The organism is Marinicauda salina (genome assembly GCF_003122085.1).
GTDB classification, from domain to species: Bacteria; Pseudomonadota; Alphaproteobacteria; order Caulobacterales; family Maricaulaceae; genus Maricicauda_A; species Maricicauda_A salina.
This window is the reverse complement of the sequence record NZ_QEXV01000002.1, coordinates 101,824-126,156: the sequence shown is the minus strand read 5'-3', so window position 1 is coordinate 126,156 and position 24,333 is coordinate 101,824. Positions and strand designations below refer to the sequence as shown.

At 68.4% G+C, this 24,333-nt stretch carries 23 protein-coding genes; 9 read left to right on the top strand and 14 right to left on the bottom strand.

Annotated elements, in window-relative coordinates:
• Position 1: 1 nt before the first annotated feature.
• Positions 2–1,306, bottom strand: coding sequence for a serine hydroxymethyltransferase (gene glyA / locus DDZ18_RS05265; RefSeq protein ID WP_109252338.1), 1,305 nt, complete (start codon positions 1,304–1,306; stop codon positions 2–4).
• Between the two features lie 247 nt (positions 1,307–1,553).
• Between glyA and DDZ18_RS05260 the strand changes: the two genes are divergently transcribed.
• On the top strand, positions 1,554–1,979 hold the full coding sequence (locus tag DDZ18_RS05260) for a MucR family transcriptional regulator (RefSeq protein ID WP_109252337.1): 426 nt from the start codon (positions 1,554–1,556) through the stop codon (positions 1,977–1,979).
• Between the two features lie 25 nt (positions 1,980–2,004).
• On the opposite strand, the gene DDZ18_RS05255 is transcribed toward DDZ18_RS05260, so the two are convergent.
• From DDZ18_RS05255 to DDZ18_RS05235, 5 genes are all read right to left on the bottom strand, one after another.
• Positions 2,005–2,250 carry a DUF6898 family protein gene (locus tag DDZ18_RS05255; RefSeq protein ID WP_109252336.1) on the bottom strand — a complete coding sequence of 82 codons (246 nt, stop codon included), beginning with the start codon at positions 2,248–2,250 and terminating at the stop codon, positions 2,005–2,007.
• Entirely contained in the window at positions 2,247–3,467 is a 1,221-nt protein-coding gene (gene hemA, locus DDZ18_RS05250) for a 5-aminolevulinate synthase (protein WP_199241134.1), read from the bottom strand. The genes DDZ18_RS05255 and hemA overlap by 4 nt, the downstream gene beginning before the upstream one ends.
• 127 nt (positions 3,468–3,594) lie before the next feature.
• Positions 3,595–4,500, bottom strand: a complete 906-nt coding sequence (gene mmsB, locus DDZ18_RS05245) for a 3-hydroxyisobutyrate dehydrogenase (protein WP_109252390.1) — start codon at positions 4,498–4,500, stop codon at positions 3,595–3,597.
• 282 nt (positions 4,501–4,782) lie between these two features.
• The gene (locus tag DDZ18_RS05240) at positions 4,783–5,829 is read right to left on the bottom strand and encodes an enoyl-CoA hydratase/isomerase family protein (protein WP_109252334.1); all 1,047 of its coding nucleotides are present in this window, start codon (positions 5,827–5,829) and stop codon (positions 4,783–4,785) included.
• Entirely contained in the window at positions 5,826–6,962 is a 1,137-nt protein-coding gene (locus DDZ18_RS05235) for an isobutyryl-CoA dehydrogenase (RefSeq protein ID WP_109252333.1), read from the bottom strand. Before DDZ18_RS05235 ends, DDZ18_RS05240 begins: the two co-directional genes overlap by 4 nt.
• A gap of 88 nt (positions 6,963–7,050) precedes the next feature.
• Here DDZ18_RS05235 and hemB point away from each other — a divergent pair, with 88 nt between their 5' ends.
• Positions 7,051–8,037: a porphobilinogen synthase gene (gene hemB, locus DDZ18_RS05230; protein WP_109252332.1), complete on the top strand. Its 987-nt coding sequence runs from the start codon at positions 7,051–7,053 to the stop codon at positions 8,035–8,037.
• Here hemB and DDZ18_RS05225 read toward each other — a convergent pair.
• The 5 genes from DDZ18_RS05225 to DDZ18_RS05205 are packed head-to-tail and all read right to left on the bottom strand — an operon-like array spanning position 8,034 to position 11,731.
• Entirely contained in the window at positions 8,034–8,693 is a 660-nt protein-coding gene (locus DDZ18_RS05225; RefSeq protein ID WP_109252331.1) for a DUF4396 domain-containing protein, read from the bottom strand. The two genes, hemB and DDZ18_RS05225, sit on opposite strands and share 4 nt — an antisense overlap.
• Positions 8,694–8,725: 32 nt before the next feature.
• The gene (locus tag DDZ18_RS05220) at positions 8,726–9,358 is read right to left on the bottom strand and encodes a trimeric intracellular cation channel family protein (protein WP_109252330.1); all 633 of its coding nucleotides are present in this window, start codon (positions 9,356–9,358) and stop codon (positions 8,726–8,728) included.
• Entirely contained in the window at positions 9,355–10,359 is a 1,005-nt protein-coding gene (locus DDZ18_RS05215; RefSeq protein WP_109252329.1) for a TIGR00341 family protein, read from the bottom strand. Before DDZ18_RS05215 ends, DDZ18_RS05220 begins: the two co-directional genes overlap by 4 nt.
• Before the next feature lie 14 nt (positions 10,360–10,373).
• A complete protein-coding gene (locus tag DDZ18_RS05210) occupies positions 10,374–11,243 on the bottom strand; it encodes an NAD(P)-dependent oxidoreductase (RefSeq protein WP_109252328.1) in 870 nt (289 codons plus the stop codon).
• A gap of 17 nt (positions 11,244–11,260) precedes the next feature.
• Positions 11,261–11,731 (bottom strand): flavin reductase family protein, encoded by a 471-nt coding sequence (locus DDZ18_RS05205; RefSeq protein ID WP_109252327.1) that lies wholly within the window; start codon positions 11,729–11,731, stop codon positions 11,261–11,263.
• A gap of 88 nt (positions 11,732–11,819) precedes the next feature.
• Between DDZ18_RS05205 and DDZ18_RS05200 the strand changes: the two genes are divergently transcribed.
• The 7 genes from DDZ18_RS05200 to DDZ18_RS05170 all read left to right on the top strand — a co-directional run bounded on the left by DDZ18_RS05200 (position 11,820) and on the right by DDZ18_RS05170 (position 20,138).
• Positions 11,820–12,725 (top strand): flagellar motor protein MotB, encoded by a 906-nt coding sequence (locus tag DDZ18_RS05200; protein WP_109252326.1) that lies wholly within the window; start codon positions 11,820–11,822, stop codon positions 12,723–12,725.
• Positions 12,726–12,824: 99 nt separating this feature from the next.
• On the top strand, positions 12,825–14,672 hold the full coding sequence (locus tag DDZ18_RS05195) for an SLC13 family permease (RefSeq protein WP_109252325.1): 1,848 nt from the start codon (positions 12,825–12,827) through the stop codon (positions 14,670–14,672).
• Between the two features lie 43 nt (positions 14,673–14,715).
• The gene (locus tag DDZ18_RS05190; RefSeq protein ID WP_109252324.1) at positions 14,716–15,459 is read left to right on the top strand and encodes an arginyltransferase; all 744 of its coding nucleotides are present in this window, start codon (positions 14,716–14,718) and stop codon (positions 15,457–15,459) included.
• Between the two features lie 58 nt (positions 15,460–15,517).
• Entirely contained in the window at positions 15,518–16,651 is a 1,134-nt protein-coding gene (locus DDZ18_RS05185; protein ID WP_109252323.1) for a TRAP transporter substrate-binding protein, read from the top strand.
• Between the two features lie 3 nt (positions 16,652–16,654).
• Entirely contained in the window at positions 16,655–17,434 is a 780-nt protein-coding gene (locus DDZ18_RS05180; protein WP_109252322.1) for a TRAP transporter small permease subunit, read from the top strand.
• Positions 17,435–17,476: 42 nt separating this feature from the next.
• Positions 17,477–19,018 carry a TRAP transporter large permease gene (locus tag DDZ18_RS05175; protein ID WP_199241133.1) on the top strand — a complete coding sequence of 514 codons (1,542 nt, stop codon included), beginning with the start codon at positions 17,477–17,479 and terminating at the stop codon, positions 19,016–19,018.
• Positions 19,011–20,138: an AI-2E family transporter gene (locus DDZ18_RS05170; protein ID WP_109252320.1), complete on the top strand. Its 1,128-nt coding sequence runs from the start codon at positions 19,011–19,013 to the stop codon at positions 20,136–20,138. The genes DDZ18_RS05175 and DDZ18_RS05170 overlap by 8 nt, the downstream gene beginning before the upstream one ends.
• Here the strand turns inward: DDZ18_RS05170 and DDZ18_RS05165 are convergent.
• From DDZ18_RS05165 to parC, 3 genes are all read right to left on the bottom strand, one after another.
• Positions 20,135–21,169 carry a M48 family metallopeptidase gene (locus DDZ18_RS05165; protein WP_109252319.1) on the bottom strand — a complete coding sequence of 345 codons (1,035 nt, stop codon included), beginning with the start codon at positions 21,167–21,169 and terminating at the stop codon, positions 20,135–20,137. The two genes, DDZ18_RS05170 and DDZ18_RS05165, sit on opposite strands and share 4 nt — an antisense overlap.
• Positions 21,170–21,374: 205 nt before the next feature.
• The gene (locus DDZ18_RS05155) at positions 21,375–21,935 is read right to left on the bottom strand and encodes a LemA family protein (RefSeq protein WP_109252318.1); all 561 of its coding nucleotides are present in this window, start codon (positions 21,933–21,935) and stop codon (positions 21,375–21,377) included.
• Positions 21,936–22,023: 88 nt separating this feature from the next.
• Positions 22,024–24,267, bottom strand: a complete 2,244-nt coding sequence (gene parC / locus DDZ18_RS05150) for a DNA topoisomerase IV subunit A (protein WP_109252317.1) — start codon at positions 24,265–24,267, stop codon at positions 22,024–22,026.
• Positions 24,268–24,333: the final 66 nt, after the last annotated feature.

The window sequence follows — 24,333 nt, the reverse complement described above, 5'->3', positions numbered from 1 at the left end:
CCTAGCCGAGTTCGGGATAGATCGGGAAGCGCTCGCACAACGCGATCACTTCGTCACGCACACGTCCCTCGACGGCGGCGTCGCCCTCCGGGTTCGCCGCCAGCCCGTCGAGCACTTCGGCCATCAGTTCGCCGACGCGGCGGAACTCCGCCGCGCCGAAACCGCGCGTGGTGCCCGCCGGCGACCCAATGCGCAGCCCCGACGTCACCATCGGCTTCTCCGGGTCGAACGGCACGCCGTTCTTGTTGCAGGTGATGTTGGCCCGCTCGAGCGCCTGCTCGGAAATGTTGCCCGTCAGCCCCTTCGGCCGCAGGTCGACGAGCGCGAGATGGCTGTCCGTCCCGCCCGAGACGAGATCGAGCCCGGCCTCCGACAGCGCGGCGGACATCGCCCGGCAGTTCTCGATCACCGAAGCGGCGTAGGTGCGGAATTCCGGCTGCAGCGCCTCGCCGAACGCCACGGCCTTGGCGGCGATGACATGCATCAGCGGACCGCCCTGCAGACCGGGGAAGACCGCCGAATTGAATTTCTTCCCGAGATCGGCGTCGCGCGACAGGATCATGCCGCCGCGCGGGCCGCGCAGCGTCTTGTGGGTCGTGGTCGTGACCGCGTCGGCGAACGGCACGGGATTGGGATAGGCGCCGCCGGCGACGAGGCCGGCGAAATGCGCCATGTCGACGAGCAGGTACGCGCCGACCTCGTCGGCGATCTCGCGGAACGCCTTGAAGTCGATGACGCGGGGATAGGCCGACCCGCCGGCGATGATCAGCTGCGGCTGGAGCTCCTTCGCCTGCTCGCGCAGCGCGTCATAGTCGATGCGCGCGTCGTCCTCGCGCACGCCGTAGTGATGCGCCTCGAACCACTTGCCCGAGATGTTCGGCTTCGCGCCGTGCGTCAGGTGGCCGCCCGCCGACAGGTCCATGCCGAGAATCTTGTCGCCGGGTTTGAGCAGGGCGAGGAAGACGGCCTGATTGGCCTGGCTGCCGGAATTGGGCTGGACGTTCGCGTAGGCCGCATCGAACAGGCGCTTGGCGCGGTCGATCGCCAGATCCTCGGCGATGTCGACGAATTCGCAGCCGCCGTAATAGCGCTTGCCCGGATAGCCCTCGGCGTACTTGTTGGTCAGCGGAGAGCCCTGGGCCTCGAGGACGGCGCGCGAAACAATGTTCTCCGACGCGATCAGCTCGATCTGCTGCTGCTGGCGCCGGATCTCCTTGCCGATCGCATCGGCGATCTCCGGATCGCGGGCGCCGAGGCTGTCGGTGAAGAATCCGCCGGTCTTGTCGTGGTGCGGCGCGTCCGCCATTGCATGCTCCTGCTTTGCTCGGCGCTACACATACGGCGCGCAGGGGATCGGGACAACACCACCGGTGCGAACTGGCGACGCGCCGGTTCTTGCGGGTTTCAACGCTGCGTCTTGAATGTAGCTCGAGTTCGGAAATTCTTCACTGAAAATGTTCGCCGTATTACTTGCGAAGCTCAACGACGAGGACTATACGAGGGACGAAAGCCTGTGATTCCCCTCGACCAGCTGTCCGATAAGGATCTGTGAAATGACCGAAGAAAACATTCAGCCGGTGGACAATGAGGAACTTCTCCGCATGACCACCGATATCGTGGCGTCTTTCCTTACGCACAATTCAGTTCCGTCGGAGAACGTCCCCGATCTCATCAAGTCGGTTCACGGCACCATGAAGGAGATTTCCGGCGGCGAAGCAAAGCCGGAATCGAAGCCCAAGCCGGCGGTTCCGGTCTCCAAGTCGGTGACCGACGACTACATCGTCTGCCTGGAAGACGGCAAGAAGCTGAAAATGCTCAAGCGCTATCTGCGCTCGCAATACGGCATGTCGCCGGAAGAGTATCGGCGCAAGTGGGGGCTGCCCGCCGACTATCCCATGGTGGCGCCCAGCTATTCGCGTCGCCGTTCCGACTTCGCCAAGGAGATCGGCCTGGGCCGCGGCGGCCGCAAGTCGCGCTGACGCCGCATCATCCAGGACGCTTCAACTATATGATCACGCCCCGGCCGCCGCGCCGGGGCGTTTTCGATTCCGGATCCTCGCGCCCCTGGAGCCGCCGGGCGAGCTTGCGCGCGGCGATCCGCTCGAGATCGGCCTGCGGCGTCGACGCCGGGCCGCTGATGACGACCTCCTCGCCGGTCGCCACGTCGACCGCGGCGACGCGCACGGAATCGCCCACGCTCTGGAATTCGAAGATGATCTCGCGACCCGGGTCCGGATCGCCGCCGCTCATCCCACGACCCGCAATTCGCCGGCGCTCTCTGCATAGACGGCCTTCAGCGCGGCGATGAGCTCGTCGAACATCGCATCGGTGTGGAGCGGCGTCGGGGTCAGCCGCATCCGCTCGGTCCCCTTGGGCACGGTCGGGTAATTGATCGGCTGGACATAGATGCCGTGCTGATCGAGGAGAAGATCGGTCATGCGCTTGCAGCGGACCGGATCGCCGACATGGACGGGAACGATGTGCGTTTCCGAGTCCATGACCGGCACCCCCTCCTCCGCCAGCCGCCGCTTCAGCGTCGCGGCGCGCTCCTGGTGCGCCTCGCGCAGGTGATTCGCGGATTTGAGATACTCCACGCTCGCCCGCGCCCCGGCGGCCAGCACCGGCGCCAGCGAGGTGGTGAAGATGAAGCCCGGCGCCCACGAGCGGATGGCGTCGCACACGACCGCGTCGGCGGCGATATAGCCGCCCATCACGCCGAAGGCCTTGCCGAGCGTGCCCTCGATGATGTCGATGCGGTCGAGCAGGCCGTCGCGCTCGGCGACGCCAGCGCCGCGCAGGCCATAGAGGCCGACCGCGTGAACCTCGTCGAGATAGGTGAGCGCGCCGTACTTGTCGGCGAGATCGCACACCGCCTCGAGCGGTCCGACATCGCCGTCCATCGAGTAGACGGACTCGAGCGCGATCACCTTGGGCGCGTCGGCAGGCGCAGCCTTCAGAAGCTCCTCGAGGTGAGCGACGTCATTGTGCCGCCAGACATGCTTTTCGCAGCGCGCGCCCTTCACGCCCTCGATCATCGAGGCGTGGTTGAGCTCGTCGGAGAACACGATCAGGCCGGGCAGGATCTTGCCCAGCGTGGCGAGCGTCGCCTGGTTGGCGAGATAGCCCGACGTGAACAGAAGCGCGGCTTCCTTCTGGTGAAGGTCGGCGAGCGAGCGCTCAAGCTCGACGTGATAGTGCGTGGTCCCGGAGATGTTGCGCGTGCCGCCCGCCCCGGCGCCGACATCGTCGATCGCGTTCTTCATCGCGCCGATGACGCAATTGCTCTGGCCCATGCCGAGATAGTCGTTCGAGCACCAGACGGTGACCTCGCGGGTGTCGCCGTGCTCGGTGCGGTAGCGCGCGCGGGGAAACTCGCCGCGCTTGCGCAGCAGATCGGCGAAGACCCGATAGCGGCCCTCGGCCCGGACCCGCGCGACGGCGGACTTGAAAGCGCCGGTGTAGTCCATCATGCGTGCGCCGCGGAGCGGCGACTCTCCCTGACCTGACCTTACATAGACATACGCCTACGCGCTTCCACGCGAAAGGGCTCGGGGACCAAAGGTCGCGGCTAGCGTCTGAAAACGCTTCGCAATTTCAATCGGCGCTCTCGCCGAACTCGCCCGACACCATCTTGATGATGCCCGAGAAGTCGAGGCTCTCGCCGCCCAGCTGGTTGAACATCTGGTAGAGCGCCTGGGCCTCGGCGCCGAGCGGCGTCGACGCGTCGACCGAGCGCGCCGCATCCATCGCCAGCTTCAGGTCCTTGAGCATCATCGGCGCAGCGAAGCCGGGCTTGTAGTCGCGATTCGACGGCGCGGCCGGCACCGGGCCCGGCACCGGGCAGTAGCTCGTCAGCGACCAGTTCTGGCCGGACGCCTGCGAGGCGATGTTGAAGAAATTCTGCGGATCGAGCCCCAGCCGCTGGGCGAGGTTCATCGCTTCGCAAGTGCCGATCATGTGGATGGCGAGCAGCATGTTGTTGCAGATCTTGGCGGCCTGGCCGTCGCCGGCCTCGCCGGCGCGGATCACCGCCTTGCCCATGCCTTGCAGGATGGGCTCGGCCTTGGCGAAAGCCTCCTGCGAGCCGCCGACCATGAAGGTCAGCGTGCCGCCTTCGGCGGCGGCGACGCCGCCCGAGACCGGCGCGTCGACAAAGGCGAAACCCTTCTCTTTCGCCGCCTCGGCGACGGCCCGCGCCGACGCGACGTCGATGGTCGAGCAGTCGATCAACACCGCGTCGGACTTGGCGAGCGACAGGATGCCGCCATCGCCCTCATAGATGCCGCGCACGTGCTGGCCGGCGGGCAGCATCGTCACCACCGCATCGGCGCCGTCGACGGCCTCTTCAACGCTTTTCGCCGCCGTCGCGCCCTTTTCGGCGAGCTGCTTTACGGCGTCGGGATTGAGGTCGAAGCCGCGCACCTCGTGGCCGGCCTTGACCAAGTTCGCGGCCATGCCGGAGCCCATGTTTCCCAGTCCGATGAATCCGATGAGCGCCATCATTGTCTCTCCAGCTTTCTGATCCGGCGGCTGCTTCTATTGCGTCACCGGAGCGTTCGTGAACGTCCTCCCTCCCCCCTCTCGGGGGAGGATTGGGGTCGAGCGTGGTCTCCATGAAACCCCGGCCGACCAAAGGGAGAGCCGGGGCCTCGCCCAGAAAATATCGCGCCCAGGTCCCGGATCGCGCCTGCGGCGCGTCCGGGATTTCAATTCACCCACCCTGGCCCTCCCCTAAAGTGGAGGCGAAATTCCTTTCGGTGCTCAATCGACAGCGCATGAGACCTAGACGAACGTCATCTCGTGATCGGCGTCGAGCGGGGCGAAATACGCCTCGATCTGCGCGTCGGACGCCGCCGCGCCCCAGTGCGGCTCGTTGTCCTTGTCGACGACGACGGCGCGAACGCCCTCGTAGAAGTCGGAGCCCTCGGCGAGGCAGCGGATCGAGACCCGCAGGTCCTGGGCCATCACCTCGCGGAAGTCGAGATCGGCGCCGCGCCGGAGCGCTTCCAGCGTGATCCGGCACGAAGTCGGCGACTTCTTCCTCAGGGTGGCGGCCTGCTTCGTCGACCAGGCGTCGCCGGCCTCGTCCAGCCGCTCGAGGATCGTCTCGACGGTCTCGCCCGAAAACGCCGCGTCGATGAGACCGCGCGTGTGGGCGAGATCCGACGAGCCCGCGTCGCCGCCGAATCCCTCGAGCAGCGCCTCGATGCGCTCGCCCTCGGGATCGATTCTGTCGGTCTCGAGCGCGTCGATCAGCTCGTCCATGCGCTCGCTCGGCACGTAGTGCGTGGCCACGCCCGCCGCGATCGAGTCGGCGGTCTTCAGCCGCGCGCCGGTCAGACCCATCCACATGCCGAGTTCGCCGGCCAGCCGCGGCAGGAAAAACGCCCCGCCGACATCCGGGTGAAAGCCGATGCCGGTCTCGGGCATGGCGAACAGTGTGCGGTCGCCGGCCACGCGGTGCGAGCCGTGGACCGAGATCCCGACGCCGCCGCCCATCGTCACGCCGTCGATCAGCGCGATGTAGGGCTTGGAGAATTCCTTGATCAGCGTGTTCAGCCGGTACTCGTCGCGCCAGAACCGCCAGGCGCGGTCGTCGCCGGCCCGGCCGCTGTCGGCGAGCACCTTGATGTCGCCGCCCGCGCAGAAGCCCTTCTCGCCCTCGCCGTCGACCACGACGGCGGCGACCGCGTCGTCGTCGCGCCATTCGGTCAGCGCGGCGATCATCGCCTCGACCATGTCCTGGTTGAGCGCGTTGAGCGCCTTGGGGCGATTGAGCGTGATCCGGCCGACATCGCCGGCGCGGCGGATGATCACGTCGTCGGTCATTTCATCAGGTCCTTCGCGATGATGACGCGCATGATCTCGTTCGTGCCCTCCAGGATCTGGTGGACGCGCAGATCGCGCACGATGCGTTCGAGCGGATAGTCCCGCAGATAGCCGTAGCCGCCATGAAGCTGCAGCGCGTCATTGGCGATCTTGAAGCCCATGTCGGTCGCGAAGCGCTTGGCCATGGCGCAGTATTTCGGCGCGCTTCCATCCTTGGCGTCGAGCGCGGCGGCGGCGCGGTAGAGCATCAGCCGCGAGGCCTCGAGCTCGGTGGCCATGTCGGCGAGCTTGAACTGGGTGGCCTGGAAATCGGCGATCGCCCGGCCGAACTGTGTCCGGCCCTGGACGTATTCCTTCGCCGTCTCGAAGGCCTCCGTCGCGCCGCCGAGCGAGCAGGCGCCGATATTGATGCGTCCGCCATTGAGGCCGTTCATCGCGATGGAGAAGCCGATCCCCTCCTCGCCCAGCCGGTTTTCGACGGGCACGCGGCAGTCCTCGAAATTGACCACGGCGGTCGGCTGGGAGTTCCAGCCCATCTTCTTCTCCATCGCGCCGAAGGACAGGCCGGGCGTGTCCTTCTCGACGACGATGGTGGAGACGCCCTTCGGCCCCTCCCCGCCGGTGCGGCACATCACGACATAGACGTCGGAGGTTCCGGCGCCGGAGATGAAGGCCTTCGATCCGTTGAGGACGTAATGGTCGCCGTCGCGCTTCGCCTTCGTTCTGAGGCTGGCGGCGTCCGAGCCCGCGCCGGGCTCCGTGAGGCAGTAGGAGCCGATCAGCTCCATCGTGGTGAGCTTCGGCAGCCACTTCTTGCGCTGGGCGTCATTCCCCCACGTGTCGATCATCCACGAGACCATGTTGTGGATGGAGATGAAGGCCGCCGTGGAGACGCAGCCGCGCGAGAGCTGCTCGAAGATGAGGGCGGCGTCGAGCCGGCTCATGCCCGAGCCGCCGACGTCTTCGCTCGTATAGATGCCGGCGAAGCCCAGCTCAGCGGCCTCGCGCATGACATCGACGGGGAAGATTTTCTCCTCGTCCCACTTCGCCGCGTTGGGTTTGAGGCGGTCGTCTGCGAAGCGGCGCGCCGCGTCCTGGATCAGGGTCTGATCTTCGCTCAGCTCGAAATGCACGGAAAATCTCCTTACAAGGCGGGCAGAGGCCTAGCGCGGAGCTTCGCGCCGGGCAAGGCGTCCCCTGGTCGAGGCGAGATAGACCACCATGGCTTCCTTTCCCACAACGCGCCTGCGGCGAACCCGCGCGCATGACTGGTCGCGCCGCCTGGTGCGCGAGACCCGGCTGAGCGTCGACGACCTGGTCTGGACGATGATCGTCTCCGACCGCGTCGACGCGTCCGAGCCGGTCGAGTCGATGCCCGGCGTCGAACGGCTGTCGGTCCACATGGCCGCCACCGCCGCCGAGGAGGCCGAGCGGCTGGGCATCCCCGCGATCGCGCTGTTTCCGAACATCGATCCGGCGAAGAAGGACGCGGCCGGCTCCGAGGCGGTCAACGCCGACGGCCTCGTTCCCGACGCGATCAAGGCGATCAAGGACGCCGCGCCGGGCGTCGGCGTCATCTGCGACGTCGCGCTGGATCCCTTCACCACGCACGGCCATGACGGCGTCGTCGAGGACGGCCGCGTCCTCAATGACGCCACGGTGGAGCGGCTGTGCGAGCAGGCGCTCGTCCAGGCCCGCGCCGGCTGCGACGTCATCGCGCCGAGCGACATGATGGACGGGCGCGTCGGCGCGATCCGCGACGCGCTCGACGCCGAGGGCTTCGAGGACGTGATGATCCTGTCCTATGCGGCGAAATACGCCTCGGCCTTCTACGGGCCCTATCGCGACGCCATCGGCTCGGCCAAGGCGCTCGCCGGCGACAAGAAGACCTACCAGATGGATCCCGCCAACACCGACGAGGCGTTGCGCGAGGTCGAACTCGACATCGAGGAGGGCGCGGACATGGTGATGGTCAAGCCCGGCCTGCCCTATCTCGACATCGTCGCCCGCGTGAAGGAGACGTTCGGCCTGCCGACCTACGCCTTCCAGGTCTCCGGCGAGTACGCGATGATCGAGGCCGCCGCGGCGAATGGCTGGATCGACGGCGAGCGCGCGATGATGGAGAGCCTGCTGGCGTTCAAGCGCGCCGGCGCCGACGGCGTGCTCACCTATTTCGCGCCGCGGGCGGCGCAGTTGCTGCACGATTAGCCCCGGCCGTACTCCCGCGGATCGCCCATGCCTTCCTTCACACCCATTTTCACCAGCGCGATATTGACCGGCCAGGCGGCGAGATAGCCGAGGCTGAGCGACACGACCAGCGAGCTCCAGAAGCGCACGTCGCCCATGCCCGCGTTTCCGGCCAGGTAGAGGTCCGCGCCGATGGCGACGATCTCCATCACAGCGATGGAGGCGGTTTCGGAATAGAAGGCGTCCTTGAGCGCGGTGGGCAGGCCGACGCCCTCCTGCATCAAGGGGGCGACGGTGAGGGCGTAGCCGAAGACATAGGCGAGCGCGAAGGTGGTCAGCGCCACCGGCCAGGTTCCCAGCGACAGGATGCCCACCGTGATGACGATGCCGGTGATCTCGCCCGCCCCGCAGCCGGAATAGCAGTGCGCCGTCGAGCGCGCGCCGCGCCGCCAGTCGGCGTCGTCGGCGATTCGCGGCCGGCCCGAGACCCAGTAGACGATGAGGCCCAGCAGGCCCGAATAGCCGACCGTGAAACTCCAGACCCATTTCATCAGGCCCGGCATGGCGGCGTTCACCGTGCGCACGTCGCGGACGAGCAGCGCCACGGCGATGAGCGCCTGGGCGGCCCACAGGCCCAGAAACCAGGGCGAGGAAAGCATGGCGGTGATCACGGTCATGGCCGCCACAACGCCCGTTCGGGCCGAAGGGTTCAGTCGAGCTTGCTCACCGGCGGCAGCGTCCAGTTGAAGATCATCGCCGCGCCGCGCAGCGCGAAGACGAGCGCGGCCGTCGCCGGCGCGGCGATCTCGCCGGATAGGCCGAGCGCGATCGCGGCGACATAGACGCCCGCCCCCGCCAGAGACGCGAGCGCATAGATCTCGGCGCGCAGCACCAGCGGCACGTCGTTGACGATGACGTCGCGGATGAGCCCGCCGAAGGCCGCGCTCATCACCCCGGTGAGCATGGCGATCGACCAGTGCGCGCCGGCGGCGAGGCCCGCCTCGGCGCCGATGACGGTGAACACGCTCAGGCCCGCCGCGTCGGCCCAGGCGAGCGCGCGCTGGCGCGCCCCGCGCTCTCCGCGCACGATGGTCGAGCCGTAATAGCCGACGAGCGCGGCGACGACGGCGACTCCGAGATAGGCCGGCGCGTCGACCCAGAACACGGGCAGCGCGCCGAGGAAGAGATCGCGAAGCGTGCCGCCGCCCATGCCCGCCGCCGCGCCGACGATCGCCGCGCCGAAGGGATCGAGAGTCTTTCTGGCGGCGAGGATTCCGCCCGACAGCGCGAAGAAGAACACGCCGACGAAATCGAGGACGGAGAAGACGAGCTCGACGCTCACGGCAGCGGGCCGCCGGGCTGGGCTGCGAAATGGGCCGCGATGGCGGTGAGCGCGACGATCATCGCCGCCCAGACCGCAGCGTTGACGTAGACCGAGCGCTTGGCCGAACGCCGCTCGAGCCAGGTCCGCGGCCGTACGCCCTTGAGGTAATAGACGATGAGCGCCGCCAGATTGACGCTGACCACGTTGATAAGGAGCAGCAGTCCGGCCCGCATGGCCAGCCCCCACTCCCCGGCCCCGGCCAGCATGCCGGCCGCGCCCGCCGGCGGCAGCAGCGCCACGGCGACCATCACGCCCACGAGCGCGCTCGACAGCCCCGCCGCGATCGACAGCGCCGCCGCCGCGCCGGCCGCGAGCGCCAATGCGGGCGAATCCAGCCCGACGACGGTCCGGCTCATCAGCTCGTGGGAGGAGAAATTGACGTCGAAGACGAGCCCGACGGCGAAGCTGACGAGAAGGCCGAGCCCGAGCCCGAGCAGCGACGTGCGCGCCGCCTTGGCCATCAGCGGCAGATCGCCGAGCGCCGAGGCGAAGGAAAACGACAGGATCGGCCCCAGCAGCGGCGCGATCACCATCGCGCCGATGACCGCCGCGATATTGTCCGCCGACAGGCCGAACACGACCACGACCGTGGACAGGAAGGTCAGCAGCAGGAAGTCCGCGTTGACCTTCGCGCCCTTGGCGATGTCCTGGTACAGCTCCTCGCGCAGGGCCAGCGTTCGCTCCTGGCGCTGCTCCTCGCCGTTCTCGTCCTCGATCTTGGGCAGGCTCGCCTCGACGGGCACGATGAGCAGACGCCAGTCCTCCTCGTCCTCGAGGAGCGCCTGGATGGCGTCGATCGCCTTCTGGCCCTCGCCGGTGCGGAAGGTCAGCCGCAGCAGGCGGCGATCGTGCTCGTCCGGCCCGGACAGCCAGTAATCCAGCGGCTCGGTCTTGAGCGTCGCCTTGAGGACCGCCTGGACGCGGTCGCCGTCGGGCAGAGTGAGTTCGATCAGGCGCACGCGCGCACGCCTCCCTAGCGGTCCGCGTTCTCCAGCCGGGCGATCAGGCTGGAGGTGTCCCAGCGCTCCCCGCCCATGGCCTGGACCTCAGCGTAGAACTGATCGACGAGCGCGGCGACAGGCAGACGCGCGCCGTTGCGGCGCGCTTCCTCGAGCGTGATCCGAAGATCCTTGCGCATCCAGTCGACAGCAAAGCCGAAATCGAACTCGCCGTCGACCATGGTCCGCCAGCGATTCTCCATCTGCCAGCTCTGCGCCGCGCCCTTGGAGATGGCGTCGATGACGGTTTCGGGATCGAGGCCGGCCCGCTGGGCGAAGTGTAGCCCTTCGGAGAGCCCCTGCACCACGCCGGCGATGCAGATCTGGTTGACCATCTTGGTGAGCTGGCCGGCGCCGGCCGGGCCGGCGTGGGTGATCTGCTTGGCGTAGGCCTCCATCACCGGCTTGGCCGTCCCGTAGGCCGCATCGTCGCCGCCGCACATGATCGCGAGCTGGCCGTTCTCGGCGCCGGCCTGGCCGCCTGAGACGGGCGCGTCGACGAACCCTTCGAGGCCGGCCGCGCTCGCCTGCTCGGCCAGCCGCCGCGCCAGATCGGCCGAGGCCGTCGTGTGATCGACCAGCACCGCGCCTTTGCGCATCGCCGCGATCGCCGGGCCTGCGACGGCCTCCACGTCTGGATCGTCGCCCAGGCACATCAGCACGATGTCGCGGTCGGCGACGGCGTCCTCTACCGTGTCGCAGGCCGTCCCGCCGTGCTCGTCGGCCCATTCGCGCGCCTTGCGCGCGGTGCGGTTCCAGACCTTCACGTCATGGCCGGCGGAGACGAGATGGCCCGCCATCGGGTAGCCCATCACGCCGAGCCCGAGAAACACCGCCTTGGTCATCGCAGTCCTTTCCGGCGTCAGTCCGCCTGTGAGTATTCCGATTTGTGGAAAACCAGCGCCGGCGCGTCGCGCGGCGCGTCGAAGCCGAGCACTTCGCCGACGATGATGTCGTGATCGCCCGCCTCATGCACGGCGATGGTCCGGCATTCGAACCGCGCCACGGCGTCGGCGGTGAGCGGCGTTCCGTGCGCGCCGGTCGACCAGGCCGCCCCGGTCTCGTCGAGATCGTCCAGCCGCGCGCCATCCGTCGCAAGCGATTCCTGGTCCGCGGCCAGCACGTTGACGGCGAATCGTTCGGCGTCGCGGAATGTGCGGTAGCGGTCGCTGTCATGGGCCAGCGACCACAGCACGAGCGGCGGTTCGAGCGAGACCGAGGCGAACGAATTCACCGTCATGACCCGGGCGCGGCCGGCCTCGGCGACCGTCACCAACGCGACGCCGGTGGGATAGCGAGCCAGAGCGTCGCGATAGGCGCGAGTCTGCTTCAAAGCGGAAACCTCCTGATCGGCCGCGCAAACGCGGGCTTAACCCGGATGTCGTCTAATCACCGTCCAACACTGCGAAGAGTGGGCGGGTATGGCGTCGGATCAACCGATCATCATCAAGAAAGTCAAGAAAAGCGGCGGGCACGGCCACCATGGCGGCGCGTGGAAGGTCGCCTACGCCGACTTCGTGACCGCGATGATGGCCTTCTTCCTGCTCATGTGGCTGATCAACGCCGTGGACGAGCAGACCAAGCGGGGCATCGCCGACTATTTTGCGCCCGCCAGCGTCAGCCCGTCGAACTCCGGCTCCGGCGGCCTCCTCGCCGGTACGGTCTTCGGCGACGAGGGCGTGCGCTCCTCCGGCTCCTCGTCGGTCGTGGAGCAGCTCGCCCCGCAAACCCCCGAGGTCAACGCCGACCGCCAGCGCTCGTCGGGGCCGGAAGCCTCCGAGCAGCCCGAGCTTTCGCGCGACGCGCTCGCCAACGCGCTCGCTCGCCGGGAGGCCGCCGAGTTCGAGAGCGCAGAGGTCAGCCTGCGCCAGGCGCTGCGGGAGATGCCCGAGCTCGCCGAGCTGTCCCGCCACGTCCTGATCGAGGAGACGCCCGAAGGCCTGCGCATCCAGCTCGTCGACGAGGAAGGCCGGCCGATGTTCGACCCCGGCTCCGTGCAGCCGAACGAACGCGCCGTCCTGCTGCTGCGCGCCGTCGCCGACGTCGCCGAGAACCTGCCCAACCGCATCGCGATCGCGGGCCACACGGACGCGTCGACGCCGCCGGCCGGCGCGCCGTCGAACTGGCAGCTTTCAGCCGACCGCGCCAGCGCCGCGCTCACCACCCTGCGCGAGAACGGGGTGCCCGATCATCGCATCGCCGAGGTGCGCGGCAAGGGCGGCTCGGAGCCGCTGTTCCCGGACGATCCCTACATGGCGGGCAATCGCAGGCTCTCCATCACCTTGCTGCGCGAGGCGCCGGTCGTCCCGCCGGATCACCGCCTCTAGAACGCCGCCCGCCTCAAATCAGGCCTTCCACCGCGGGGCGAAGCCCGTCTAGGTTTGGCGCTTCCTGCGCGAGCCCCTCGCGCGCCGGGATGTTCACGCATGACCGAACTGGAAGCTGTCGGCGACTGGCGGATGTGGGCGGTGCTGGCGTTCGTCGCCGGCGCCATCGTCTTCTATGCGTGGGAGCGCTTCGCCCTCGAGCTTGTCTCCGGCGCGATCGTCGCCGCGCTGCTGCTTTTCTTCGAGGTGTTCGGCGGTCCGGACGCCCCCGGCGCGGCCGCGCTCCTGTCGGGATTCGCCAATCCGGCGCTGATCACGATCCTGGCGCTGCTCATCGTGGGACAGGGAATATTCCAGACCGGGGCGCTCGAAGGCCCGACCCGGAACATGCTGGCGCTGTTCGACGTGCGCCCGATGCTGACGATCGCGCTGCTGTTCGCGTTCGTCTTCGTGGTCTCGGCCTTCATCAACAACACGCCCGTCGTGGTGATGTTCGTGCCGATCCTCGCCGCAATCGCCGCACGAACGAAGGACTCGCCGTCCAAGTACATGATGCCGCTGAGCTTCGCGTGCATCCTGGCCGGCATGACGACGCTGATCGGCTCGTCCACCAACCTGCTCGTCGCAGACTCGCTTCGTACGACGGCGGATATCGAAATCGGGTTCTTCACGCCCACCGTGCCGGGCCTCGTCCTGGCCGCGGCCGGGCTCGTCTATGTCGCCTTCATTCTGCCTCGGACATTGCCCGAACGCGGCACGATGGAGACCGAGCTCGCCGGCGCCAGCGGCAAGCAGTACATCGCCCAGATCGAGGTCGCGCCGGGCCACCCGCTCGTCGGGTCGAAGCCGGTTGCCGGCATGTTCCCGGACCTGCCCGACATCACCGTGCGCATGATCCAGCGCGGCGAGACCGCCCTGCTTCCGCCGTTCGACGATATCGAACTGCAGCCGGGGGACGTCATCATCATCGCCGCGACGCGCAAGAAGCTCACCGAGCTGCTGTCGCGGCGGGCCGATTTCCTCAAGGGCATGCTGCGCGCGGCCGGTCCCGGCGAGGCGCCCACGCCCGGCGAACGCCTGACCGTAACCGAGGCGGTGGTCTCGCCCGGTTCACGGCTGATCGGGCGGACCATCCGCCAGATCGGCTTCCGTCACGCCATGGGCGCGATCGTGCTCGGCGTGCAGCGGCGCTCGCGGATGTTCCGCGCCGGCATGGGCGAAATCCGGCTCGAGGCGGGCGACGTGCTTCTCCTGTTCGGCAGCGGCGACGCCATGCGCCGCCTGCGCGCCGACCGCGACCTGCTGCTCATGGAGTGGGCGACGAGCGACCTGCCCGACCCGCGGCGCGCCAGCGCCGCGCGCCTGATCTTCCTGTTCGTGGTGGCGACGGCGGCGACCAACCTGTTGCCGATCGTCGTCGCGTCCATGCTGGGCGCGGTTGGCATGCTCGCGGCGGGCTGCCTCAACGTGCGCCAGGCCGCGCGCGCCGTCGACATGAAGGTCTACATGCTCATCGGCTCGGCCTTCGCGCTGGGAACAGCCCTGCAGGCGACCGGCGGAGCGGACGTCCTCGCCTTCTCGGTGGTCGCCCTGTTCCAGCCCTACGGCACGGTCGTGCTCCTGTCGGCGATGTTCTTCCTGGTGATGCTGCTCACCAACGTGCTGTCGAACAACGCCACGGCCATCCTGTTCACGCCGATCGCGGTGGGCGCCGCCCAGCAGACCGGGGCGGATCCGCTCGTGTTCGCGCTGACCGTGCTCTACGCGGCCAACACCTGCTTCGCCACCCCGATCGGATACCAGACGAACCTGCTCGTCATGGGCCCGGGCAAGTACCGCTTCATGGATTTCGTACGCGCCGGGGTCCCGCTCTCGATCGTGATCTGGATCGTCTTCACCATTTACATCACGGTGAGTTTCGGGATCTCCGACAGCGCGCTAGGATGACGAAAACACACCGAATCCCGGCGCAGGCTCGAGCCATACGACCGTGACGCATCCGTTCGCGACCAAGCAACTGCCCTTCTTCCTGACGGCGCCTTCGCCGTGCCCCTACCTGCCCGGGCGGCTCGAGCGGAAGGTCTTCACCAAGCTCGAACCCGGCGAAGGGCCTCAGCTCAACGACGCGCTCACCCACGCCGGCTTCCGGCGCTCCCAGTCCATCCTCTACCGGCCCGCCTGCGAGCAGTGCGCGGCGTGCAAGTCGGCGCGCATCCCGGTCGAACGGTTTGAGTGGACGCGCTCGATGCGGCGCACCTTGCGCAGGGCGAACGACCTCGTCCGCAGCGTCCGCCCGGCCGAGGCCACGCCCGAGCAGTACAGCCTGCTCTCGCGCTATCTCGATACGCGCCACGCCGAAGGCGACATGGCGGGCATGGATTTCTTCGAGTTCGCCGGCATGATCGAGGACGGCGCTCAGCGCACCGATCTGGTCGAGTACCGCGACGCCGACGGCGCGCTGGTCGCCGCCGCCCTCGTCGACGAGCTTTCGGACGGCTACTCGCTTGTCTACAGCTTCTTCGAGCCGGAGCGGGAGCGCGACAGCCTCGGCTCCTTCATCATTCTCGATCATGTCCTCCGCGCCGCCGAGGCCGGACACGCCCACGTCTATCTCGGCTATTGGGTGCAGGGCAGCCCGAAGATGGAGTACAAGGCGCGCTACAAGCCGCTGGAGATTCTCGAGCCGACCGGCTGGCGGCCGCTCACCGCGGAGGAACGGGAGACGTCCGGCTAGCCCGCCCGAGACGCCGACGAAACGGCCGGGGCCATAAACCTGTTTGGGGGAGGAATTCATGGATCGCAGGAGATTCCTGAGCGGAGCCGCCGTGGCGGCCGCCGGCGCGGCCGCGGCCTGCTCGCCCGAGGGCGCGGGCGCCGGCAGCGAGACCGCGGCGTCGGGCGCGCCGTCGGTCAATCGCAACCGGACGCGCCGCCTGCGCATGGTGACGACCTGGCCGCCCGGCTTTCCCGGGCTGGGCACCGCCGCCGAACGCACGGCCGAACTGATCAACGCCATGTCGGGCGGAAGCCTCGAAGTGGAGGTTTTCGGCGCGGGCGAGATCGTCGGCGCGTTCGAGGTGTTCGACGCCGTCTCCAACGGCGTCGCCGACATGTATCACGCCGCCGACTATTACTGGCAGGGCCGCTCGCCGGCCTACAACTTCTTCTGCGCCGTGCCGATGGGCATGACCGCCTACGAGATCATGGCCTGGGTCGAGTATGGCGGCGGTCAGGAGCTCTGGGAGGACCTCTCGCACCAGTTCAACATCCAGCCTTTCCAGGCCGGCAATACCGGCCACCAGATGGGCGGCTGGTTCAAGCAGGAGATCAACTCGCTCGAGGATTTCCGCGGGCTCAGGATGCGCATTCCCGGCCTGGGCGGCACGGTGATCCGAGAGCTCGGCGGCGCGGCCGTCGCGCTGTCGGGCGGGGAGATCTACCAGTCGCTGCAGTCCGGCGCGATCGACGCCACCGAATGGGTCGGACCCTGGAACGATCTGGCCTTCGGTTTCTACCGCGAGGCGCCCTTCTATTACGGTCCCGGCTTCCACGAGCCCGGATCGGCGCTCGCCGTCGGGATCAATCTCGAGGTCTGGGAATCGCTGTCGTCGGAGCACCAGGCCATCGTGCGCTCGGCCTGCCGGGCGGCGAACAATCAGAGCCTCGCCGAGTTCACCCATCAGAACGGGCTCGCCCTGCGCACGCTCACCGAAGAGCACGGCGTGCAGCTGCGCTCCTTCTCCGACGAGATCTGGCGCGAGGTCGGCCGGATCGCCGAGCAGGTCGTCGCCGACACGGCGAACGCCGATCCGCTCTCGCGGCGCGTCTATGACAGCTACGTCCAGGCCCGCCGCCTCGGCCGCGACTGGGCCAACATCTCCGAGGCGCCCTATTACGAGAAGCGCGAACTCGTGCTCGGTCGTTAGGCGATGCGCGCGGGCGACCGTCTCCTGATCGGCCTGATCGCGGCGTCGCTGGCCGGCGTCGTCGCCGACGGCGCCACGGGCGGCGCGGTCCAGTCCTGGATCCAGGCCAATCTGGCGAGCTATGGCGGAACCGCCGGAGAGGCGCTCGGCTGGCTGGGGCTCGCGCTGTCTCCGTTCGCCCTGATCCCGCTCGCCGCCGCCCTCTGGGGCCGCATTGCGGGATTGCCCGACGGCGCGGCGAGGCTGCTGACCCGCGCCGCCCGGGCCATCGACAAGATTTCCGTGACCATCGCCGACCTGGCCCGCTGGTTCGCGCTCGGCCTGGTTCTCGTAACCGTGTTCGTCGTCGTTCAGCGTTATGTTTTCGGAGCTTCCTCGACGAAGCTCCAGGAAAGCGTGATCTACATGCACGCTGGACTCTTCCTGCTGTCGAGCGGCGCGGCGCTGCTCTCGGGCGCGCATGTCCGCGTCGACATCCTGTTCACGAAACTCGGCGAGCGCGGACGCGCCTGGACCGACCTTCTTGGGACCTATCTCGCGCTGCTGCCGATGTGCTGGCTCATCCTGCAGACTTCACAGTCCTATGTCGGCGGCGCGTGGCGGATCCTCGAGCGCTCGCGCGAGAGCGACGGCCTGCCGCTGGTCTTCCTGTTGAAGACGGCGATACCCGTCTTCGCCGTCCTGATGATCCTGCAGGGCCTGGCCATGGCTGCGCGCGCGGCGCTCGTCCTGTCCGATCGTCCCGCGCCGCCCGCAGGCGCGACGACCGAGCACGAGCTTTAGGGGGCGGGATTGGCGCTGTTTCTCGAGATCCTGCCTTTCCTGATGTTCCTCGGCGCGTTCGTCGCGCTGCTGCGCGGCTATCCCGTCGCCTTCACGCTGGCGGGCGTCGCCATCGCCTTCGCCGTCCTCGGCGTGGCGATGGGGATTTTCGACCCGATCCATCTGCGCGCCTTCCCGCAGCGCATCTACGGCAACATCATGGAGATGGACAAATTCATCCTGGTGGCCGTGCCGCTCTTCGTCTTCATGGGCGTCATGCTCGAAAAGTCGAAGGTAGCCGAGGAGCTGCTCGACGCGATGGGCGCGCTGTTCGGATCGCTGCGCGGCGGACTCGGAATCTCGGTGGTCGTGGTCGGCGCGCTTCTGGCCGCCTCGACGGGCATCGTCGGCGCGACGGTGGTGACGATGGGCCTGCTCTCGCTGCCGACCATGCTCAAGCGCGGCTACGACCCCGGCCTCGCCTCCGGTTCGATCGCGGCGGCGGGCACGCTCGGCCAGATCATCCCGCCCTCGATCGTGCTCGTGCTGCTCGGCGACCAGCTCTCCTCGGCCTACGCCGAGGCGCAGCGCGCCCAGGGCGTGTTCTCGCCCGACGTCGTTTCGGTCGGCGACCTCTTCGCCGGCGCGCTCGTGCCCGGATTGCTGCTCGTCGGCGTCTACATCGCCTACCAGGTCTTCGTCGCCATCACGCGGCCGACGAGCTCGCCGGCGATCCCGCCCGGCGAGGTGAAGGTCGATCTGCGCACGGTCTTCAACGCCCTGCTGCCGCCGCTCGCGCTGATCATCGCGGTCTTGGGCTCGATCCTGTCAGGCCTCGCCACGCCGACCGAGGCCGCCGGCGTCGGCGCGCTCGGGGCGACGCTGCTGGCGGGTTTTCGCAACGCCGGCGGCGAGACCAATCCGCGGCTGGGCCGTAATTTCGTGGCGCTCGGCGCGCTGGCGCTGATCGCATTGATCGCCTCGACGTTCTTCGTCGACCTCCGGTCCGGCGCGTCCGGGCCGGCGCTCAACATCGCCTACGGCCTGGCGGGCCTCGCCGGGCTCGGTTCGCTCGCCGCGCTGGTGCGGCTGAAGCGCTCCGGCGTGCTCGACGACGTCATGACCTCGACGGCGCAGATCTCGGCGATGGTGTTCGTGATCCTGATCGGCGCCTCGCTGTTCTCGCTGGTCTTCCGCGAGCTCGGCGGCGACGAGAGCGTGCGCGACGCCTTGAACGCCGTGCCCGGGGGCGTGTTCGGCGCGCTCGCGGTGATCATGATCGTGATGTTCCTGCTCGGCTTCTTCCTCGACTTCATCGAGATCACCTTCGTCGTGGTGCCGATCGTCGCGCCGGTGCTGTTCATGATGGGCGTCGACCCGGTCTGGCTCGGCGTGCTGATGGCGATGAACCTGCAGACGAGCTTCCTCACGCCGCCCTTCGGCTTCGCGCTGTTCTACCTGCGCGGGGTGGCGCCGCCGGAGGTGAAGACGTCGGCCATCTATCGCGGCGCCGCGCCCTTCGTCATCATACAGCTCGTCGCCATCGCGGCGGTGATCGCCGCGCCCTGGCTCGCGACCGCCCTGCCCGGCCTGCTCTATGACTGACGGACCGAACCCGCACGACGCCAACCACGCCCAGCGCCAGGCGCTGCAGCGCAGCTTCATCCTCATCCTCGCGCTCGTCGTCTCGGCGGTCTTCCTGTGGATGATCCGCAGCTTTCTCGGCGCGCTCTTCCTCGCCGCGGTTCTCACCATCTTCCTGATGCCGCTGCAGGACCGGCTGGCGCGCCTGTTCCGCGGCGGACGCAAGGCCGCCGCCGCGGTCGTGCTGCTGATCGCGGTGCTGATCGCGGGTCTGCCGCTGCTGGCGGTGTTCGCGCTCGTGGTCGACCAGGCCGTCGAGGTGAGCCAGATCCTCATCCCGTGGATACAGGACCAGGTCGCCGCCGTCCGCGCCGAAGGCCTCGAGGGCCTGCCCGACTGGCTGCCCTTCCGCGAGGCGCTCGCGCCCTACCAGGCCGAGCTGACCTCCCAGATCGGCCAGTTCGCCTCCAATCTCGGCGGGCTGCTGGTGAGCGGGCTCAGGCGCGCGACCGGCGGCACGCTCGGCTTCGTGCTCAACACCGTTGTCGTGCTGTTCGCGCTGTTTCTCTTCCTCACCCGCGGCGAGCAGATGAGTCGGCGCGCGATCAACCTGCTGCCCATGACCGCGGACGACCGCGAGATGCTGGCCGAGCGCACGCTGTCGACCATCCGCGCCACGGTGAAGGGCACGTTCGTGATCGCGCTTATCCAGGGCGTGCTTACCGGCGCTGCGCTGGCGATCGCCGGCGTGCCGGGTTCGGCCTTCTGGGGCACGCTGGCGGGCCTGCTCGCCATCATCCCCGGCGTCGGACCGCCGCTGGTCTGGGCGCCGGCCGGGATCTGGCTGATCGCCGAGGGCCAGACCGTCGCCGGCGTCGCCGTACTGGTCTGGGGCGCGGCGGTCGTCGGCGTGCTCGACAACATCCTGCGCCCCGTCCTCGTCGGCAAGGACGCCAAGATGTCCGACCTGATGGTCCTGCTCTCGACGCTGGGCGGGCTGATGCTGTTCGGCGCGATCGGCATCGTCATCGGCCCGGTGATCGCCGCGCTGTTCACCTCGGTCTGGTACATCTACGCCCAGTCCTACGCCCCGCTCTTGGCGGAGCCCGGGAAACGCGCGGACGAGGACGGCGACTCCTAGACGGCGGGGACCGCGCCGGCCGGCGGCTCGCCGCGGCCGCCGCCATACTCGATCAGCGCGGCGATGCGCTTCTCGATCGGGGGATGGGTGGCGAACATGCCGGTGAAGCCCGCCTCGGCGGGCCGGTCGTGCAGGAACATCTGCCTGAGCTCCGGCGTCGCCTTCTCTACTCGCGGACCGGCGGCGACCTTCCTCAGCGCTGAGATCATCGCATCCGGATTCTTGGTGAGTTCGACCGAACCCGCGTCGGCCATGAACTCGCGCTTGCGCGAGACCGCGAAGCGGATGGCGACGGCGAGCACCCACGCCACGGCGACGATGATCGCGGCGATCGCGATGACGGCGATCATGTTGCCGCCGCGGCCGCGGCGCGCGCCGCCCGCGCGGAAAAGCACGCCGCGGAACAGGCCCCGCGCGATAAGCTCGCCGACGAAGGAGATGATGCCCACGAAGATGATCCCGATCACCAGGAGCCGCACGTCGTGATGGCGGATATGGCTGAGCTCGTGGGCGAGCACGGCCTCCAGCTCGTCGGTGTCGAGTTCGTCCATCAGCCCGCGCGTGACGGTGACGGAATACTGGCCCTCATGGAGCCCCGAGGCGTAGGCGTTCAGCGCATCAGTCTCGATCACGCGCAGGCGCGGCATCGTCAGCCCGCGCGAGATGCAGAGATTTTCCAGCAGGTTGTAGAGTTCAGGCTCGTCGGCCCGAGAGACCGGCCGCGCGCCGGTGGCCAGGTCGATGATGCGCTGATGGGCGAACCAGGCGATCGTGAACCAGACCGCGACCGCGATCGCCACCCAGGGGATGACGCCGGGCAGGACCCTGAGCGCCTCGCGCGCCTGCGCGCCGAGCGTCTGCGCCTCGCCGCCGGCGAAGACCTGCGTCTCGTCGAACCCCCAGGCGGCGACGAAAACCAGCGTGCCCGCATAGGCGAGCATCAGGAGCAGCAGCGGAAACCCGGCCAGCAACACGGCCGACTTCAGGTCGTTGTTCCAGATATAGCTGCGCAGGCCGGTCGCCGGGGTCATGGATCAAAGCTCCATCCGGCGCTCGCCCTTCAGAGAGGGCGGGCTGAATTCCCGGACGCGCCGAAGGCGCGATCCGGGACCTCTTCGCAAGCGGTCGCCGGGAGGCCCCGGCGCTCCCTGCGGTCGGCCGGGGTTTCAGGCGCAGCATCCCCGCCCCGGCCGTCCCTCGCGAGGGGGAGGGAGGGCGCGGCGGCGGCTGCGAACATCAGAACTTCACCTCGGGCGCGGTCTCGACGCGGGCGCGCTCGCTGGCGGCGACCTCGAAGAACTCCCGCTTCTCGAAGCCGAACGGGTTGGCGAGGATCACCGCGGGGAACTGCTCGATGGCGGTGTTGTACTCGGCCACGGCGTTGTTGAAGAAGCGCCGGGCCGCGGCGATCTTGTTCTCAAGATCGGCGAGTTCGGTCTGAAGCGACAGGAAGTTCTGGTTCGCCTTGAGATCGGGATAGCTCTCGGCGACGGCGAAGAGCTGGCGCAGCGCGCCGGTGAGCATGTTCTCCGCCTCGGCGAGGCCTTTCAGCGAGTCGGCGTCGATCGCCTGCTGGCGCGCCTTGGTGACGTTCTCCAGCGTTTCCTTCTCGTGGGTGGCGTAGCCCTTCACCGTCTCCACGAGATTGGGCACGAGATCGTGGCGCTGCTTGAGCTGGACATCGATATCGCCCCAGGCCTGGTGCGTGGTCTGCCGGAGCGCCACCAGCCGGTTGTAAACGAGCACGACCGCCAAGCCGATGACGCCGAGAATGATCAGGATGACGAGAAATTCCATGACCGGTCCGTCCTTCGCCGGGGCGCAGGGTTGCGCCGCTTGCGTCTAACTAACCCGGTTCGCCGCGCCGCGCCAAGAAATCCCGGGCTCAGCGCGCCCCGAAACTCTTCGCCGAGAAGCCTTTCGGCGCGAGGCGCCCGGCCTGGGCGCGCTTGGCCTCGAACAGCTTCCAGTTCTCGATCTCGTGGCGCCGGCCGGCGCTGTCGATGCGCGCCAGGCCGTCGGAGGCGGCGAACACGGTGAGATCGGCGATCTTGCCCTTCTTGCCGCCGAAGAGCTTCACCCCCTTGCCGCGCTGCATCTCGGGGATCTCGTCGAGCCGGAAGATCAGGAGCTTCTTGTTCTCGCCGATGATCGCCACCCGGTCGCCGGCGGCGGGGATGGCGGCCATCGCCTCCTCGCCTTCCATGACGTTGAGCACCTGGCGGCCGCCGCGCTTGGCCGACAGCACCTCGGCCTCGCTCACGACGAAGCCGTGGCCCGACGTCGAGGCGATCAGGAGCTTGCGCTCCGGGTCGTGGCGATAGAGCGCGACCGGGGCGGCGTCCTCGTCGAGATCGATCATCAATCGCACCGGCTCGCCGAAGCCCCGCCCGCCGGGCAGTTTCGCCGCATCCAGCGTGAAGAAGCGCCCGTCGCTGGTGAACAGGATCAGCTTGTCGGTGGTCTCGGCCTTCACGGAGAACGCCGTGTCGTCGCCCTCCTTGTGCTTGAGCGTCGAGAGATCGTCGACATGGCCCTTGAGCGCGCGGATCCAGCCCTTCTCCGAAAGCACGACCGTGATCGGCTCCTTCGGCGTGAGCGCCTCCTCGACGGCCTCGGCGATGTCCTCGGCGGGCGCGTCGGCGAACCGGGTGCGCCGGCGGCCGATCTCGGTGTCGGGACCGAAGCGCTTCTTCACCTCGGCGATCTCGCCGTCGACCGTCTTCCACTGCAGGTCTTCGCTGGCGAGCAGCGCCTTGAATTCGTCGCGCTCCTCCTGCAGCCGGCCCTCCTCGGCGCGGATCTCGATCTCCTCGAGCTTGCGCAGGCTGCGAAGGCGCATGTTGAGGATGGCCTCGGCCTGGCGCTCGGAGAGCTTGAACGCCTTCATCAGCTCGGGCCTGGGCTCGTCGGTCTCGCGGATGATGCGGATCACCTCGTCGAGATTGAGGAAGGCGACGAGATAGCCCGCCAGAACCTCGAGCCGGTCCTCGACCTGCTCCAGCCGCCGCGTCGATCGGCGCACCACCACCTCGCGGCGATGGTCGAGCCAGATCTGCAGCGCCTCCTTGAGGCCCATCACGCGCGGCGCGCCCTTGGGATCGAGCACGTTGAGGTTCAGCGCGAAGCGCACCTCCAGGTCGGTCGTGCGGTAGAGCGACTCCATCAGCAGCGCGGGATCGACCGTCCGGCTCTTCGGCTCGAGCACGAGGCGGACGTCCTCGGCGCTCTCGTCCATGACGTCGCCGAGCAGCGGCAGTTTCTTGCTCTCCATGAGCACGGCGATGCGCTCGACCAGCTTGGCCTTCTGGACGAGATAGGGAATCTCGGTGATCACGATGCGCCACTGGCCGCGGCCGAGATCCTCGGTCTCCCACTTCGCGCGCAGGCGGAAGCCGCCGCGGCCGGTCTCGTAGGCTTCGAGCATGGATTCGCGCGATTCCACGCACACCCCGCCGGTGGGGAAGTCCGGGCCCTGGACGTAGTTCATCAGGGTCTCGGTGCGCGCGTTCGGCGTCTTGATCAGATGGCGGGCCGCGTCGCACAGCTCGGCGGCGTTGTGGGGCGGGATGTTGGTGGCCATGCCCACCGCGATGCCCGACGCGCCGTTGGCCAGCAGGTTGGGAAACGCCGCGGGCAGCACGACCGGCTCGTCGTCCTCGCCGTCATAGGTTTCGCGGAAATCGACCGTGCCCTCGGTGATGTCCCGCAGCATGAGCTGCGCGGCTTCCGTCAGGCGCGCCTCGGTGTAGCGCATCGCCGCGGCGGTATCGCCGTCGATATTGCCGAAATTGCCCTGCCCCTCGACGAGCGGATAGCGCGCGGCGAAGTCCTGGGCGAGCCGGACCAGCGCCTCGTAGACGGCCTGGTCGCCATGGGGGTGGAAGCGGCCGATGACGTCGCCGACGACGCGGGCGCTCTTCTTGAACGCCGTGTCGGGATCGAGCTTCAGGAGCCGCATGGCGTGCATCAGCCGGCGATGGACCGGCTTCAGCCCGTCGCGCGCGTCCGGCAGCGCGCGCTGCGTGATCGTCGACAGCGCATAGGCCAGGTAGCGCGAGGACAGCGCCTCGTCGAACGGCTCGTCGAAGATGCGGCCGGCGTCGTCCGGCGAGACATGTTCGCCCATGGGGCTGCTCCGCGATTCGCTTTGGGGAGAGTATAGGAAGGCTGAGGTTGGAACGCTTGGATGCGA